This window comes from Mesorhizobium sp. WSM4807, from assembly GCF_055811615.1.
In genome coordinates this window covers 70082-83496 of the sequence record NZ_JBVVQY010000009.1, presented here as the reverse complement: position 1 = coordinate 83496, position 13415 = coordinate 70082, and the positions used below count along the sequence as shown (strand labels likewise).

At 63.5% G+C, this 13415-nt stretch carries 12 protein-coding genes; 8 read left to right on the top strand and 4 right to left on the bottom strand.

All coding sequences use genetic code 11. The features are described from left to right. Positions 1 to 12 precede the first annotated feature (12 nt). Together AC0L3N_RS14190 and speB are read right to left on the bottom strand one after the other, a co-directional pair. Positions 13 to 822, bottom strand: coding sequence for a transporter substrate-binding domain-containing protein (locus tag AC0L3N_RS14190; RefSeq protein ID WP_473548161.1), 810 nt, complete (start codon positions 820 to 822; stop codon positions 13 to 15). A 137-nt stretch (positions 823 to 959) separates the two neighbouring features. After that, the gene (gene speB / locus AC0L3N_RS14185) at positions 960 to 2021 is read right to left on the bottom strand and encodes an agmatinase (protein ID WP_473548160.1); all 1062 of its coding nucleotides are present in this window, start codon (positions 2019 to 2021) and stop codon (positions 960 to 962) included. 234 nt (positions 2022 to 2255) lie between these two features. Here speB and gcvA point away from each other — a divergent pair, with 234 nt between their 5' ends. The 8 genes from gcvA to AC0L3N_RS14145 all read left to right on the top strand — a co-directional run bounded on the left by gcvA (position 2256) and on the right by AC0L3N_RS14145 (position 11093). Further along, positions 2256 to 3230: a transcriptional regulator GcvA gene (gcvA, locus tag AC0L3N_RS14180; protein WP_473548159.1), complete on the top strand. Its 975-nt coding sequence runs from the start codon at positions 2256 to 2258 to the stop codon at positions 3228 to 3230. A gap of 138 nt (positions 3231 to 3368) precedes the next feature. Further along, the gene (gene pncB, locus AC0L3N_RS14175) at positions 3369 to 4673 is read left to right on the top strand and encodes a nicotinate phosphoribosyltransferase (RefSeq protein WP_473548158.1); all 1305 of its coding nucleotides are present in this window, start codon (positions 3369 to 3371) and stop codon (positions 4671 to 4673) included. A 171-nt stretch (positions 4674 to 4844) separates the two neighbouring features. Next, entirely contained in the window at positions 4845 to 6308 is a 1464-nt protein-coding gene (locus AC0L3N_RS14170; protein ID WP_473548157.1) for a hypothetical protein, read from the top strand. A gap of 167 nt (positions 6309 to 6475) precedes the next feature. Next, the gene (locus AC0L3N_RS14165; protein ID WP_095491193.1) at positions 6476 to 7780 is read left to right on the top strand and encodes an ABC transporter substrate-binding protein; all 1305 of its coding nucleotides are present in this window, start codon (positions 6476 to 6478) and stop codon (positions 7778 to 7780) included. Between the two features lie 34 nt (positions 7781 to 7814). Then, a complete protein-coding gene (locus tag AC0L3N_RS14160; protein WP_473548156.1) occupies positions 7815 to 8696 on the top strand; it encodes a branched-chain amino acid ABC transporter permease in 882 nt (293 codons plus the stop codon). Next, a complete protein-coding gene (locus tag AC0L3N_RS14155; RefSeq protein WP_473548155.1) occupies positions 8693 to 9655 on the top strand; it encodes a branched-chain amino acid ABC transporter permease in 963 nt (320 codons plus the stop codon). Before AC0L3N_RS14160 ends, AC0L3N_RS14155 begins: the two co-directional genes overlap by 4 nt. Next, positions 9652 to 10377 (top strand): ABC transporter ATP-binding protein, encoded by a 726-nt coding sequence (locus tag AC0L3N_RS14150; protein ID WP_123147324.1) that lies wholly within the window; start codon positions 9652 to 9654, stop codon positions 10375 to 10377. The genes AC0L3N_RS14155 and AC0L3N_RS14150 overlap by 4 nt, the downstream gene beginning before the upstream one ends. Continuing rightward, positions 10374 to 11093 carry an ABC transporter ATP-binding protein gene (locus tag AC0L3N_RS14145; RefSeq protein WP_473548154.1) on the top strand — a complete coding sequence of 240 codons (720 nt, stop codon included), beginning with the start codon at positions 10374 to 10376 and terminating at the stop codon, positions 11091 to 11093. The genes AC0L3N_RS14150 and AC0L3N_RS14145 overlap by 4 nt, the downstream gene beginning before the upstream one ends. On the opposite strand, the gene AC0L3N_RS14140 is transcribed toward AC0L3N_RS14145, so the two are convergent. Both AC0L3N_RS14140 and pncA read right to left on the bottom strand, forming a co-directional pair. Beyond that, the gene (locus AC0L3N_RS14140; RefSeq protein WP_473548153.1) at positions 11094 to 12488 is read right to left on the bottom strand and encodes a sodium:proton antiporter; all 1395 of its coding nucleotides are present in this window, start codon (positions 12486 to 12488) and stop codon (positions 11094 to 11096) included. Positions 12489 to 12565: 77 nt separating this feature from the next. Then, positions 12566 to 13165: a bifunctional nicotinamidase/pyrazinamidase gene (pncA, locus tag AC0L3N_RS14135; RefSeq protein WP_473548152.1), complete on the bottom strand. Its 600-nt coding sequence runs from the start codon at positions 13163 to 13165 to the stop codon at positions 12566 to 12568. Positions 13166 to 13415: the final 250 nt, after the last annotated feature.

Sequence of the window (13415 nt, the reverse complement as noted above, 5' to 3'; positions counted from 1 at the left end):
TTACCCCGGAGATCAATCCTTGAGGTTGTCGGGATTGAGCGGTGTTTTGAGCCAGGCTTTCGAGCTTTCGTCCAGCTTGCCGTCGGCCAGCATCTTGGCGACCGCGTCGTTGACGGCTTGCTTCAGGCGGTCCTCGTTCTTGTTGAGGCCGATATGTGAGGGCGAGGTGAGAAGCTGGAACTTCTGTTCTGGCTTCAGTGCCTCCTGGCGGGCGAGCACCTGGGCGCCGACATCGTTGCCGACGACCATCAGCTGGGTCTGACCCGAGATGAAGGCCTGGATGACGGAATTATAGTTGTCGAAACGGCGGATGTCGGCCGAGGCGGGTGCTGCCTCGGTCAGTGACGTATCTTCCAGCGTGCCGCGGTTGACGGCGATCGACTTGTCGGCGAGATCGTCCTTGCCTTCGACCTTGAGCGCGGCCGGGCCGATGACGGCGATATAATAGGGCGCGTAGGCGGCGGCGAAATCGATCACCTGCTCACGCTCCTTGGAATAGCCGACGCTCATCAGGATATCGACGCGCTTGTCGGTAAGATACGGAATGCGGTTCTGGCCGGTCACGCTGACCAAATTGAGCTTGACCTTGAGCTGGTCGGCGATGAACTGCGCCACGTCGATGTCATAGCCCTTGATGCTCATATCGGCACTGGCCGAGGAGAAGGGCGGAAAGTCGGAGAAAATGCCGACATTGATGGCGCCGGCCTTGGTGATGTCGTCGACCGCGTCGGCATTGGCGGCCTGGGTGGCAAGACCAAGGCCGGTCGCCCCGAGCAGCAGCACGGCTGCGATGGATGATTTGACCTTCATGTGAAATGTCATTGTCGTTCCCCTGCTGGAAGCTTGTTCGTTTTGAATGCGGCCGCCGGCTCCAGTGCGGCGGTCGCCTTGGAAGTTCATGTTGGACCATGATCTGTTCCGAAAACCGGTTCCACTTTTCGGGATCATGGTCTGGTGCGTCAGGCTCTCTTGCCTGAGATCGCCGGGCTGAAAACCATCAGGCTGAGGATCTCGAACAGCACCTGCGCGCCGGCATGGGCGGTGTTGGTGGTCGCGTCATATTGCGGCGCCACCTCGACGACGTCGCCGCCGACGATGTTGAGGCCCTTCAGGCCGCGCAGAAGTTCAAGCACCTCCCGCGTCGTCAGCCCGCCGACTTCCGGCGTGCCGGTGCCCGGCGCAAAGGCCGGATCGATGCTGTCGATGTCGAAGGACACATAGGTCGGACCGTCGCCGACGATCTGGCGCGCCTTCTCGATGATGGCTGGCATGCCGAGGCCGGTCACCTCTTCGGCATGCACGACGGTCATGCCGGATTCGTAGGTGAACTCCCACAGATATTCGGCTGAACCGCGGATGCCGATCTGGACGGTGCGCGACGGGTCGAGCACACCGTCCAGCACCGCGTTGCGGAACGGACCGCCATGGTGGAACTTGGTCATGTCGAACAGGCCGCTGGTGTCGCAGTGGGCGTCGATATGGATCATGCCGACCGGCGCTTTCTTGCCGACAGCTTTCAGGATCGGATGGCTGATCGAATGATCGCCGCCGACCGAAAGCGGAATGACGCCGGCGTCGACGATCTGGTTGGTGCGGCGCTCGATGTCGTCATGGCTGGTCTCCAGCCGGTAGCGGCTCTGGAACGGCACGTCGCCGATGTCGGCCACCTTCAGCTCATGCGTCGGCGCGCATTCCAGCACGTGATTGTAGGGGCCGATGCGCTCGATGGCGCGCAGCGCCCTTGGCCCGAAGCGGGCGCCCGGCCGGTTGGTGACGCCAAGGTCCATCGGCACGCCGATCATCGCCACCTGCAGATCGCCGAAGTCAGGATTGTCGGCGGCAATTTGCCGGTAAGGCGCGCTGAGGAAGGTCGGGATGCCGGAATAGGGCGCGAGCCGTGTGCCGCTCTTGGAGAAGATCTTGTCGGCGACCTTTCGGAATTTTGGGTCGAACATTTCACCGCCATGGCTTTCGCCATATTTGCGGCGCAACGCTTCGAGCTTGCCGCGATCATAACCCATGTCGGTCCTCCATGGCTGGTGCGGAGCGGCCATCAATGACGGTCGCCATCCTGCCGGCTGCCTGCGGATTTCACGTCTTGATGCTGTTCGACCCAAAGTGTCTTGCAGCTGCATTGAAAAATCAATTGATATTGTTAGGGTGTTTGCTGTGAGAAAATCTCACATTAATGTTGAGCACGATCTTATCCGAAAACCGGGTTCCACTTCTGGGGATCGTGCTCCTTTGAGGCTCCGATGGCCAAGCGACTGCCTCCCCTGAATCCATTGCGCGCCTTCGAGGCGACGGCGCGCCACGCCTCGCTGACCAAGGCGGCGGCTGAGCTGAACGTCACCCACGGCGCCATCAGCCATCAGATCAAGGCGCTCGAACAGTCGCTTGGCGTCAAGCTGTTCGAGCGCGCCGGCCAGCGGGTGAAGCTGACGCCGCACGGCGCCGAATTGCTGCCGGCGGTGTCGACCGCCTTCGACGGCATTGCCGCCGCCACGCAGCGCATGACGAGGCCGGCGAGCACCGGTGCCTTGTCCGTGTCTTGCGTGCCGGCGCTGCTGTTGCTGTGGATGATCCCGCGGCTCGGCAGCTTCACCTCGCAATATCCTGACATCAGGCTGACGCTGATCCCATCCAATGACGCCAAGGACGTCCGCGCGCCGCATATCGACGTCTGCGTGCACTATGGCGACGGCAGCTGGACCGATTGCTGGATGCGCAAATGGTCGGGTCTCGAACTGTTCCCGGTGGTCAGCCCGACGCTGATCAACAACCGTCCCATCCGCACCGTGCGCGATCTCGCCGATCATGTCTTCCTGCATGGCGACGACGGCCGCGAGTGGCACACCTGGCTGGCCGCCGCCGATGCGTTGGATCTGGAGCGCGGCCGCCGCCATCATCTCGGCGACGCGCGCATGGCGAGTGAGGCGGCGGCTCATGGCCACGGTGTGGCGCTTGGCGATACGGTGACCGCAAGCGGGCTGTTAGCCAGGGGACTGCTTGTCGCACCGTTCAGCCTGTCGGTACCGGCGGTCGACGATTTCTACGTCGTCTGCCGCAACGAGATGAGGTCGGCGCCGATCGTGCAGTTGTTCATCGACTGGCTGTTTGCCGAGAAAGAACAGGCCGACAGCCGCGCCGATGCGCCGGTGGCGGGCCGCATCGGCATCCGCAGGAAGCGTCCGGCGCTGCGCGTGATCGGCGCCAAGACCGCCTCCTGAGACTGCAGCAGCCGAAGCAGCGCACTTGCCGCAGGCTTTTCTTTTTGTCGGGCCAGCCCGCAAAGCGGGAGGCGTTTTCAAAAATTCAATGCTAAGAGGCATTCCGCAGGGAGCGAGCAGTGAAGGCGGCATCGAGACATGACTAAGACCGATATAGCGCGGCGCGTCTACAACCACACCTGGAAGCTCGACCCGATCGTCCGCAGCCTGCTCGACACCGATTTCTACAAGCTGCTGATGCTGCAGATGATCTGGGGCATGTATCCCAAGGTCGACGCGACCTTCTCGCTGATCAACCGCGCCACCCCGGTTCGCCTTGCCGAGGAGATCGACGAAACGGAACTGCGCGAGCAGCTCGACCATGCCCGCACCCTGCGCTTCTCCAAGAAGGAGATGATCTGGCTCGGCGGCAACACCTTCTATGGCCGCAAGCAGATCTTCGAACCGGAATTCCTCGCCTGGCTCGAAAATTTCCAGCTGCCGGAATACGAGCTTTCCCGGCGCGATGGCCAGTACGAGTTGAGCTTCAGCGGTCCGTGGATGTACACGACGCTGTGGGAGATCCCGGCGCTGGCAATTATCAATGAACTTCGATCTCGCGCGGCCATGCGGGCGTTCGGGCCCTTCGCGCTCGATGTGCTCTATGCCCGCGCCAAGGCCAAGATGTGGGCCAAGACCGAGCGGCTGAAAGCGCTGCCTGATATCCGGATTTCCGACTTCGGCACACGCCGCCGCCATTCCTTCCTGTGGCAGCGTTGGTGCGTCGAAGCGCTCAAGGAAGGCATCGGCGAGGCTTTCACCGGCACCTCCAACGTGCTTTTGGCCATGGACAACGACCTCGAGGCGCTCGGCACCAACGCGCATGAACTGCCGATGGTGTTCGCCGCGCTCGCCAATTCGGAAAAGGAGTTGAAGCAGTCGCCCTACAAGGTCCTGCAGGACTGGCAGCGTTATTATGGCGGCAACCTTCTGATCGTGCTGCCCGACACGTTCGGCACCGCGGCGTTCCTGCGTGACGCACCGGACTGGGTCGCCGACTGGACCGGCTTCCGCCCCGACAGCGCGCCGCCGATCGAGGGCGGCGAGAGAATCCTTTCCTGGTGGCGTGAGAGGGGCAAGGACCCGAAGCAGAAGCTGCTCATCTTCTCCGACGGGCTCGAGGTCGAGACCATCGAGGAAACCTACCGTCACTTCCGCGGCAAGGTGCGCATGTCCTTCGGCTGGGGCACCAACCTGACCAATGATTTCGAGGGCTGCGCGCCGACCAAAACCAACGGGCTCGATGCCATCTCGCTGGTCTGCAAGGTCACCGAAGCCAATGGCCGGCCGGCGGTCAAGCTTTCCGACAATCCGGCCAAGGCCACAGGCGACGAGAAAGAGATCGAGCGCTATTTACGCATATTTGGCGAGAAAGACCGCGTGGAGCAGTTGGTCAAGGTGTGAGGGTGAGGGAACTCTTGGGATAGTATGAGTTCCGTCGCGCCCCCCTCTGTCCTGCCGGACATCTCCCCCACAAGGGGGGAGATTGGCCGTCATCTACACCTTCGCCAATCTCCAACGTCGCATGGAAGGCGCCGATCGAACGAACTGCCGATCTCCCCCCAAGTGGGGGAGATGTCCGGCAGGACAGAGGGGGGCGCCGTAGAGCGCTGTCGTCTTTCGCTGGCTCTATTGCTTGCAGCCCTGTGTTTCGCATCGCCCACCCCCGCCTTCGCCCATGCCTCCGATCGCGGCCACGTCCTGCTTCTGCCGACCGGCTACTACGTCGCCGGCGGTGCGCTAGCGGTCGCCGCCAGTTTCCTCGTCCTGGCACTGCTGCCCTCAGACTTTCCTGCCCGCTTCTGGCGGCGGCGTCTGCCGCTGTTCGCGTTCGGCGACGGCGCACGGGCAACCGTCAGCCTGATATCATTTGCCGGCTTTGCAATTCTTGTTGCGGCCGGCCTGTTCGGCAGCCGCGATCCGCTCTCCAACCCGCTGCCCCTGACCGTCTGGACGCTGCTCTGGGTTGGGCTGGTCTTGCTGCAGGGGCTGTTCGGCAACCTCTGGTCATGGCTGAACCCCTGGTACGGGCCTTGGCGTGTCGTTTCGATCCTGTTCGGCAAGCGCGAGACATGGCGCCCGCCCCCGTGGCTCGGCTGCTGGCCGGCCGTCGCGCTGTTCTTCGCCTTCGCCTGGTTCGAGCTGATCGACCCAGCGCCCGACGATCCGGCGCGGCTCGCCTGGGCCGCCGGCCTCTATTGGCTGCTGAGTTTTGCCGCAATGCTGATGTTCGGCTACCGCGACTGGAGCCGGCGCGGTGAGTTCCTGACCGTCTTTTTCGCCATGGTTGCGCGATTCGCCCTCCTTGAGCGCAATGAAGTCGAGCGCAATGAAGACGAGCGCAATGAAGGCGGGCGACTCAGTCTGTGCTGGCCGGGCGCCAAGCTCAGCGATGCCGCGCCGCTGTCGCTCAGCGGCATTGCTTTCCTGCTGCTTGCGCTGTCGTCGGTCTCCTTCGACGGCCTGTCCAAAACCTTCTTCTGGTTCGGCCTGTTCGGCATCAATCCGCTGGAATTTCCAGGCCGCATGGCGACGATCGGCATCGGCACCTTCGGGCTCGTGCTGACGTTCGTACTGCTTGCGGCCGCGTTCATCCTTGCAATTGTCCTCGGCCAGCGTCTTGCCGGCAGCCCGCATTCCCTCGGTCAGGCTGCAGGGCTGCTGGTCTGGTCGATCGTGCCGATCGCGCTCGCCTATCATGTTGCGCACTATCTGACGGCGCTGCTCGTCGACGGCCAATACGCCATGGCTGCGCTTTCCGACCCGTTTGCGCTGGGCTGGAACCTGTTCGGCACCGCCGACATGCGGATCGAAGCCGGCGCGGCCGCCGGCGCCGGCTCGGCATGGTGGCTGTGGAATTTTCAGGCCGGCGTCATCATCATAGGCCACATGCTCGCCGTGCTCGTCGCGCATGGCCTCGCCTGGCGATTGCATCCGGTTCCCGCCCGCGCCGCGCTCAGCCAGTTTCCGCTCACCGTGCTGATGATCGCCTATACGGTCTTCGGCCTGTGGCTGCTTGCCACGCCGGCTGCCGGATGAGACAAAAGCCCACTTCGACCGCGTCGATTGAGCCCTCGGGAAAGCCCGCTTGCCACATCAGGGCTTTGATGATTTAGTTTGTACACATGCAATTTCGGCGCTCTTACCAAGAGTGGCCCGTCTCGCTACAGCCATTGGTCAAAACTAAAAAAACAAGGGGAACTGCCGTGACTGACAAGAATGGGTTTTTCGATCTCTCCAAGACCGGTCTCACCCGCCGCACGGCGCTCAAGGGGTTGGCCGCGGGCGCCGGCCTCGCCGTCGCGCCCGGGTTCGTGCGCTACAGCCAGGCACAGAGCTCGGCGCCGATAAAGATCGGCTTCCAGTGCCACCGCACCGGCATCGGCGCCGCCTATGGCCGCTGGTACGAGAGGACTACCGCCGCCGCGGTCAAGGCGATCAATGAAGCCGGCGGCATCAACGGCCGGCCGGTCGAGGTGATCATCGAGGATGATGGCACCGATCCCGGCCGAGGCGCCGAAGTGGTCGGCAAATTCGCCACCCAGCACAAGACCGACATCGTCTACGGCACGCTGTTTTCGCATGTCGTCATCGGCTCGGCGCCCGCCGCCGGCGAGGCCAAGATGCCCTATTTTGTCGTTAGCGAAGGCCACCACGTCGCCTCGACCAAGCTCAACCGCTACGTCTTCCAGCCCGGCATCACCGACGTGAAGAGCCAGATCCAGGCGATGGCGCCGTGGATCGCGGCGAATGCCGGCAAGAAGGTGACGCAGATATTCCCCGATTTCGCCTTCGGCTACGACCATCGCGACTACCTGCCGCCGGCGCTGAAGGCGCAGGGCGCCGAGGTCATCGCCCAGATCGCCATCCCGCCGACGGAATCGTCCTTCACCAAATACTTTCCGCAGATCCCGGCCGAAACCGAGGTGATCTACCACGTCATGGTCGGCCCGGCGGTGCTCACCTTCGTCAAGGAACTCGGCGAGTTCTACGGCTCCAACCGGCCGCAGCTGTTCGGCTTCATCGATTCGCTCGAAGCCACCGACATCAACAGCCCCGGCCTTGAATTCCTCGACGGCAGCCATTTCTGGGAGGGCTCGCCGCGCTATGCGCAGCCTGATGATTCCGCCGCGCAGAAGGCCTATCGCGCCGCCGTCGGCATCGATGACAATGGCGCTGCCGTCGGCGATCCGAAGGACGTCTCCACCGCCGCGCACATGTTCGGCTGCTGGGAAACGCTCTATGTCGTCAAGAAGGCGATGGAGGATGCCGGCTACAAGGGTCCGGAAGACCGCGCCAAGCTGGTCGAGGCGACCGAGGCCTTGACCGAGTTCGCCGAAGGCCCCGAGCATCCGCAGGGGCCGAAGACCTTCAACGGCAAGATCCACCAGTGTTTTGGCATCCAGAACATCTCCAAGGTCGAAGGCGGCCGGCTGAACGTCGTCCACAAGACCAAGATCGAGGACGGCCTCTACGAGCCGGAAGGGGATTACACGACCCAGCCGCTGTGAGCTTGGTTCTGTAAGCACAGCCGGTGCTTAACCGATGCACTTCGGACCGCATCTTCTCCTTGCTGCCCTCGAAGGCCTCGTCACCTCCGCGGTGCTGGCGCTGACGGCGCTTGGCCTGTCGCTGGTGTTCGGCGTCATGCGTGTCGTCAATGTCGCCCATGGCGAGCTCTTCATGCTCGGTGCGGTGCTTGCCTGGGCGATCTCCGCGGCGATATCGGGCCATCCGGCGCTCGGTTTTCTGGCGGCGCTGGTGCTGGCGCCGTTGATCGTCGGCCTGATCGCGCTGGTCGCCGAACGGCTGGTGTTGCGCCGGCTGAATTACAATCCGGAAGCCACCATCGTCGCAACCATCGGCATGCTCTACATCATCCAGCAACTGGCGCTGACCTTCTACGGTCCGGAGGCACGGCCGGTTGAGGCGCCCTTCAGCTACCGCATCCTTTTGCCGTGGTTCGGCTACTCCGGCTACAAGCTGTCGATCATCGCCGCGTCCGCGCTTCTGCTTGTCGCGACGTGGTTCGTGCTGACCCGTACGAAAATCGGCCTTGTCATGCGCGCCACGCAATATGACAGCGAGACGGCGCAGGCCTTCGGCATTCCGGTCGACCGCGTCTATGCCGGTGTCTTCGCGCTCGGCGCCATGCTGGCGGCGGTGGCCGCGGTGCTGATCGTGCCGATCAGCCAGGCGCATTATCTGATGGGGCAGGACCCGCTGCTGCTGTCCTTCATCGTCGTCATAATCGGCGGGCTCGGCTCGCTGCGCGGCACTGTCGTCGCCGCCGTGCTCATCGGCCTGTCGGACGGCATCATCTCGGTGTTCTTCTCGCCGACGCTGGCCAAGATCATCGCCACGCTGCTGGTTGCGATGGTGCTGGTGTTCCGGCCGCAAGGTCTGTTCGGGACGGCATCGCGATGAAGGAGGCTTCACCGGCAAAAGCCTATGCGTTGCATCTGGGCGTCATCGCCCTGCTGTTCGCCCTAAGCTTCGTCCTGCCGGAATACCATCACGGCTTGCTCGCCCGCATCATGGTGCTGGCGGTCTTCGCCATGGGCTACAACATGCTGTTTGGCTATGTCGGGCTGCTTAGCCTCGGCCACGCCATGTTCTTTTCGGCCGGGCTCTATGGCGCAGGCCTTGCCGTCATCCATCTCGGCTGGAGCGTGCCGGCCGCCTTCGCCGCCGGCCTTGCCTGCGGCGTGCTTCTCGCGCTGGTGATCGGCGTGCTGGCGCTGCGCACTTCCGGCGTCGCCTTCATGATCGTCACCATGATGTTCGCGCAGGTGTTCTACCTTATAATCCTCTATTTCGCGGCCTGGACCGGCGGCGATCAGGGCCTGGTCGTGCCGCAGTCGGCGCGTGTGCTTGTCCTGAGCAGCACGTCGCTCGGCCTCACCAATCCGACCGTGCGCTACATGAGCGCCCTCGTCCTGTTCTCGATCGTGCTGCTGGTGACGCTCGTCGTCGTCCGCTCCAGGTATGGCCGTGTGCTTGTCGCCATCCGCGAAAACGAGGAGCGGACCAAAATGCTCGGCTACGACACGTTTTCCAACAAGCTTGCCGCGGTCCTCGTCTCCGGCACAATCTGCGCGGCTTCGGGCGCCGCCTACGCGCTGCTGTTCGGTTATGTCGGCTCGACTTTCGCCTCGGTGCAATATTCCATCCTGCCGCTGCTCTGGGTGCTGCTCGGTGGTGCTGCCACCACGCTCGGTCCGTTGATCGGCACGCTGTTCATGTACTATGTCGTCGACGTCACCAGCGGCTACACCTCGGCCTATCTGCTGATCGTCGGCATCGCCCTCATCCTGCTGGTCCTGTTCTTCCCCAGGGGCATTCTCGGAACCATCCGCCAGCGCTGGCTCGGATGGCTGCCATGATGCCGCTGCTGACGACCAAGGGCCTGTCCCGCAATTTCGGCGGCCTGCGCGCCGTCGACGGCGTCGACTTCGCCCTCATGCCGGGCGAGATTCGCGCCGTCATCGGCCCCAATGGCGCCGGCAAGACCACCTTCGTCAGTCTGGTCAGCGGCCGCATCCAGCCGTCGTCGGGCATGATCGTCTTCGACGGCGCCGACATCACCAACCTGCCGGCCTACGCCAGGGTTCGCCTCGGCATCGCCTACACCTTCCAGATCACCAGCGTCTTTGCCAATCTCACCGCCTACGACAACGTCGCGCTGCCGGTGCAGCGCACGCTGACCGATGGCCGCTCGAAAGGTGCCGTGCATGTCGGCGTCATGGCGGCGCTGGAGCGCACCGGCCTTGCCGACCGCGCCCACATGCCGGCCGGGCAATTGTCCTATGGCCATCAGCGCCTGCTCGAAGTGGCGATGGGGCTGGCGCTAAAACCGCGCCTGCTGATCCTCGATGAGCCGACGCAGGGGCTGGCCGACAGCGAGATCGACAATTTCATCGGGCTGGTGCGCGAGATCGCCAAAAGCGCAACCGTGCTGCTGATCGAACACAACATGCCGGTGGTCATGCAGCTTGCCGACCGCATCACCGTCTTCAACGCCGGCAAGATCTTGGCCGAAGGCACGCCCGAGCAGGTCCGCGCCAATGCCGAGGTGCAGGACGCCTACCTGGGGACGACCCCATGACGCAACCACGGGCTGAAGCTCTGACCATCTCCGGGCTCGACTGCTTCTATGGCGAGGTCCAGGTGCTCTACGGCCTCGACCTCGTGCTGAACAAGGGCGAGGTGCTTTGCCTGTTCGGCCGCAACGGCGCCGGGAAGACGACGACGCTGAAGGCGATCATGGGCCTCGTTCCCTCACGCGCCGGCTCGATCAGGCTCGACGGCAAGGAGTTGACCGGCCTGCCGGCGCATGACGTGCCGAAGGCCGGCGTCGCCTATGTGCCGCAGGGCCGGCGGCTGTTCGCCGAGATGACGGTGGCGGAAAACATCGAGATCGGCCTGATGGCCCGCGGTAAGGGCACGGCGACGCGCGAAAACGTGCTCGACCTCTTCCCGCTGCTGCGCCAGCGGCTCCGGCAGCGTTCCGGCACGCTGTCCGGCGGTGAGCAGCAGATGCTGGCCATGGCGCGGGCACTGTGCCTCGAACCGCAGGTGCTTCTGCTCGACGAGCCGACCGAAGGGTTGATGCCGTCGATGATCGCAAAAATCCGCGAGACGGTGTCGAAGCTGCGCGATCTTGGCGTCTCGACGATCCTGGTCGAGCAGAGGGTCGATGCCGTGCTGTCCGTCGCCGACCGGGTCTCGTTCATCGAGAACGGCCGCAACCGCGAGACCGTCGATGTCGAGGACCTCCGCGCCGATCCGTCGGCGGTCCGCCGCTATGTCGGCGTCGGTTGATCAGCCAAAGAACAGAAAACCCGCGATCAGGAATGTCGGGATCAGCACCGCGCCCGACCACGCCATGTAGCCGAAGAAGCCCGGCATCTTCACGCCGCGATGTCTGGCAATGGCATAGACCATGAAGTTCGGTGCATTGCCGATATAGGTGTTGGCGCCCATGAACACTGCGCCGGCCGAGATCGCCGCGAGCGTCGAGGCGAAGGTGGTCATCAGATGCTGCGCATCACCGCCGGCGAGCTCGAAGAACACCAGATAGGTCGGCGCATTGTCGAGGAAGGATGACAGCGCCCCGGCCAGCCAGAAATAGGCAAGGTCGTTGGGCTCGCCCGTGGGCGAGCTGACAACCGAGACCAGCGGCGCCAGCGCGCCGCCGGGGCCGGCCCTGAGAATGGCGATGACCGGCACGATGCAGATGAAGATGCCGGCGAACAGTTTCGCCACCTCGGCAATCGGCTCCCAGTGGAAGTTGTTCGCCTGCCTGTGGCTCTTGCGCGAGACGCCGAGCGAAAGGAAGGCAAGCGCCAGGATGATGGCGTCGCGCACGAGGTTCTGCAATTCAAGGCTCACGCCCTGGACGGAGAAAGCCACGCCCGGTTTCCACGTCGCGGAAAGCAGGATCGCGCCGATCACCCCGGCCAGCAGCGGGACGTTTTGCAGGCCTCGGATGCGCACCTTCGTGTCCGGTGTCGGATCCTTGATCTTCGGCGCACCAGCCTCGCGGTGATGCAGGATGATGTCCATGGCCAGGAAGACGGCCAGCACCGTGCTGCCGACGAACAGTGTCTCCTGATAGAGGTTGGTGGTGGTCCAGAAGAAATCGACGCCGCGCAGGAAGCCGACGAACAGCGGCGGATCGCCGAGCGGCGTCAGCGAGCCGCCGATGTTGGACACCACGAAAATGAAGAAGATGACGACATGGGCATTGAACGGCCGGTTGTCGTTGGCGCGCAGGATCGGCCGGATCAGGATCATCGAGGCGCCGGTCGTGCCGATGACCGAGGCGAGCATCGCCCCGATCAGCAGCAGTCCGGCATTCACCAGCGGCGTGCCGTGGATGTTACCGGCGACGAGGATGCCGCCCGAAATGGTGAACAGCGCAAACAGGAGAATGATGAACGACATGTATTCGGTGAGCAGCGCATGCAGTACCGCCTCTGTGGCCGAAGACATGCCGAACGCCAGCGCCAGCGGCACGACCGCAAGGGCCGCCCAGAAGAAGGTGATCTTGCCGTAGTGATGCTCCCAGACATGGTGGAAGAGCAATGGCCCGGTGGCGATCGACAGAAGCAGGCCGGCAAAGGGCAGCGCCCACCACAGCGACATTGTTTCGCCCGGCAGTTCGTGGGCCTCGGCTGCAAGCGCTATTCCCGGAGACAAGGTTGCGACTGCCATCACAGCGCCCGCCGTCAAAGCCGCCGCAAACCCCATAGTGCCCCCTCTGGAAGTGTGTCGAATGCGATTGGTGATGTTCAAGCCAGCGTCACGCCGGCATCACGCATTCGGTTCAGCATCGTCTCGACGGAGCCATTGAGGTCGATGCCGCGGCAGGCGTCGAGCCGCACTGTTGTGTGAAAGCCGCGCTTGACCGCATCGAGCGCCGAGAAGGCGACGCAATAATCGGTCGCCAGGCCGACCAGGGTCAGCGTGTCGATGCCGCGCTCCTGGAGATAACCGGCAAGGCCGGTCGGCGTCGCATGGTCGTTTTCGAAGAAAGCCGAATAACTGTCGATCTCCGGGCGGAAGCCCTTGCGGATCACCAGTTCGGCCTTGGTCCAGGCAAGGCCCGAATGGAAATCCGAACCCAGGCTGCCCTGGATGCAGTGGTCCGGCCACAGCGTCTGCTGGCCGTAAGGCATGTCAATCGTTTCGAACGGCTGCTTGCCGGGATGACTGGAGGCAAAGCTCAAATGGCCGGCGGGATGCCAGTCCTGCGTCAGCACGACATGTTCGCTCCGCCGGATCAGGTCGTTGACCAGTGGCGCGATCTCGTCGCCGCCGGCCACCGCCAGCGCGCCGCCCGGGCAGAAATCGTTCTGCAGGTCGATGATAACAAGCGCTTCGTCGGCCATGGAGCCTCCTCTTGTTTGTCCCGGAGGCATGACCCGAACCGGAAGTCGGCCGAAACGTCGAATCCGGTGTCCGAACCCAGGTTCCACCGAAAAAATGCCGCTGACGCGACCGGATGCAGAAACTTGACCAGATGGCCGGCTGCGTCAACCTCCAATGGCATAACAAATGCGTGCCGCCGTGCCGATGCGGATAGCGGCTCGAAACTCTGGCTTTGACAATTTCTGCCAGCTTGATATCATTTGCATACGA

Excerpts from the sequence above, each read along its gene's own strand:
- AC0L3N_RS14190 (WP_473548161.1), bottom strand. The coding sequence starts at position 822 with ATGACATTTCACATGAAGGTCAAATCATCCATCGCAGCCGTGCTGCTG.
- AC0L3N_RS14160 (WP_473548156.1), top strand. The coding sequence starts at position 7,815 with ATGCACTTCGGACCGCATCTTCTCCTTGCTGCCCTCGAAGGCCTCGTC.
- AC0L3N_RS14145 (WP_473548154.1), top strand. The coding sequence starts at position 10,374 with ATGACGCAACCACGGGCTGAAGCTCTGACCATCTCCGGGCTCGACTGC.
- speB (WP_473548160.1), bottom strand. The coding sequence starts at position 2,021 with ATGGGTTATGATCGCGGCAAGCTCGAAGCGTTGCGCCGCAAATATGGC.
- pncA (WP_473548152.1), bottom strand. The coding sequence starts at position 13,165 with ATGGCCGACGAAGCGCTTGTTATCATCGACCTGCAGAACGATTTCTGC.
- AC0L3N_RS14170 (WP_473548157.1), top strand. The coding sequence starts at position 4,845 with ATGTCCGGCAGGACAGAGGGGGGCGCCGTAGAGCGCTGTCGTCTTTCG.
- gcvA (WP_473548159.1), top strand. The coding sequence starts at position 2,256 with ATGGCCAAGCGACTGCCTCCCCTGAATCCATTGCGCGCCTTCGAGGCG.
- AC0L3N_RS14150 (WP_123147324.1), top strand. The coding sequence starts at position 9,652 with ATGATGCCGCTGCTGACGACCAAGGGCCTGTCCCGCAATTTCGGCGGC.
- pncB (WP_473548158.1), top strand. The coding sequence starts at position 3,369 with ATGACTAAGACCGATATAGCGCGGCGCGTCTACAACCACACCTGGAAG.
- AC0L3N_RS14140 (WP_473548153.1), bottom strand. The coding sequence starts at position 12,488 with ATGGCAGTCGCAACCTTGTCTCCGGGAATAGCGCTTGCAGCCGAGGCC.
- AC0L3N_RS14155 (WP_473548155.1), top strand. The coding sequence starts at position 8,693 with ATGAAGGAGGCTTCACCGGCAAAAGCCTATGCGTTGCATCTGGGCGTC.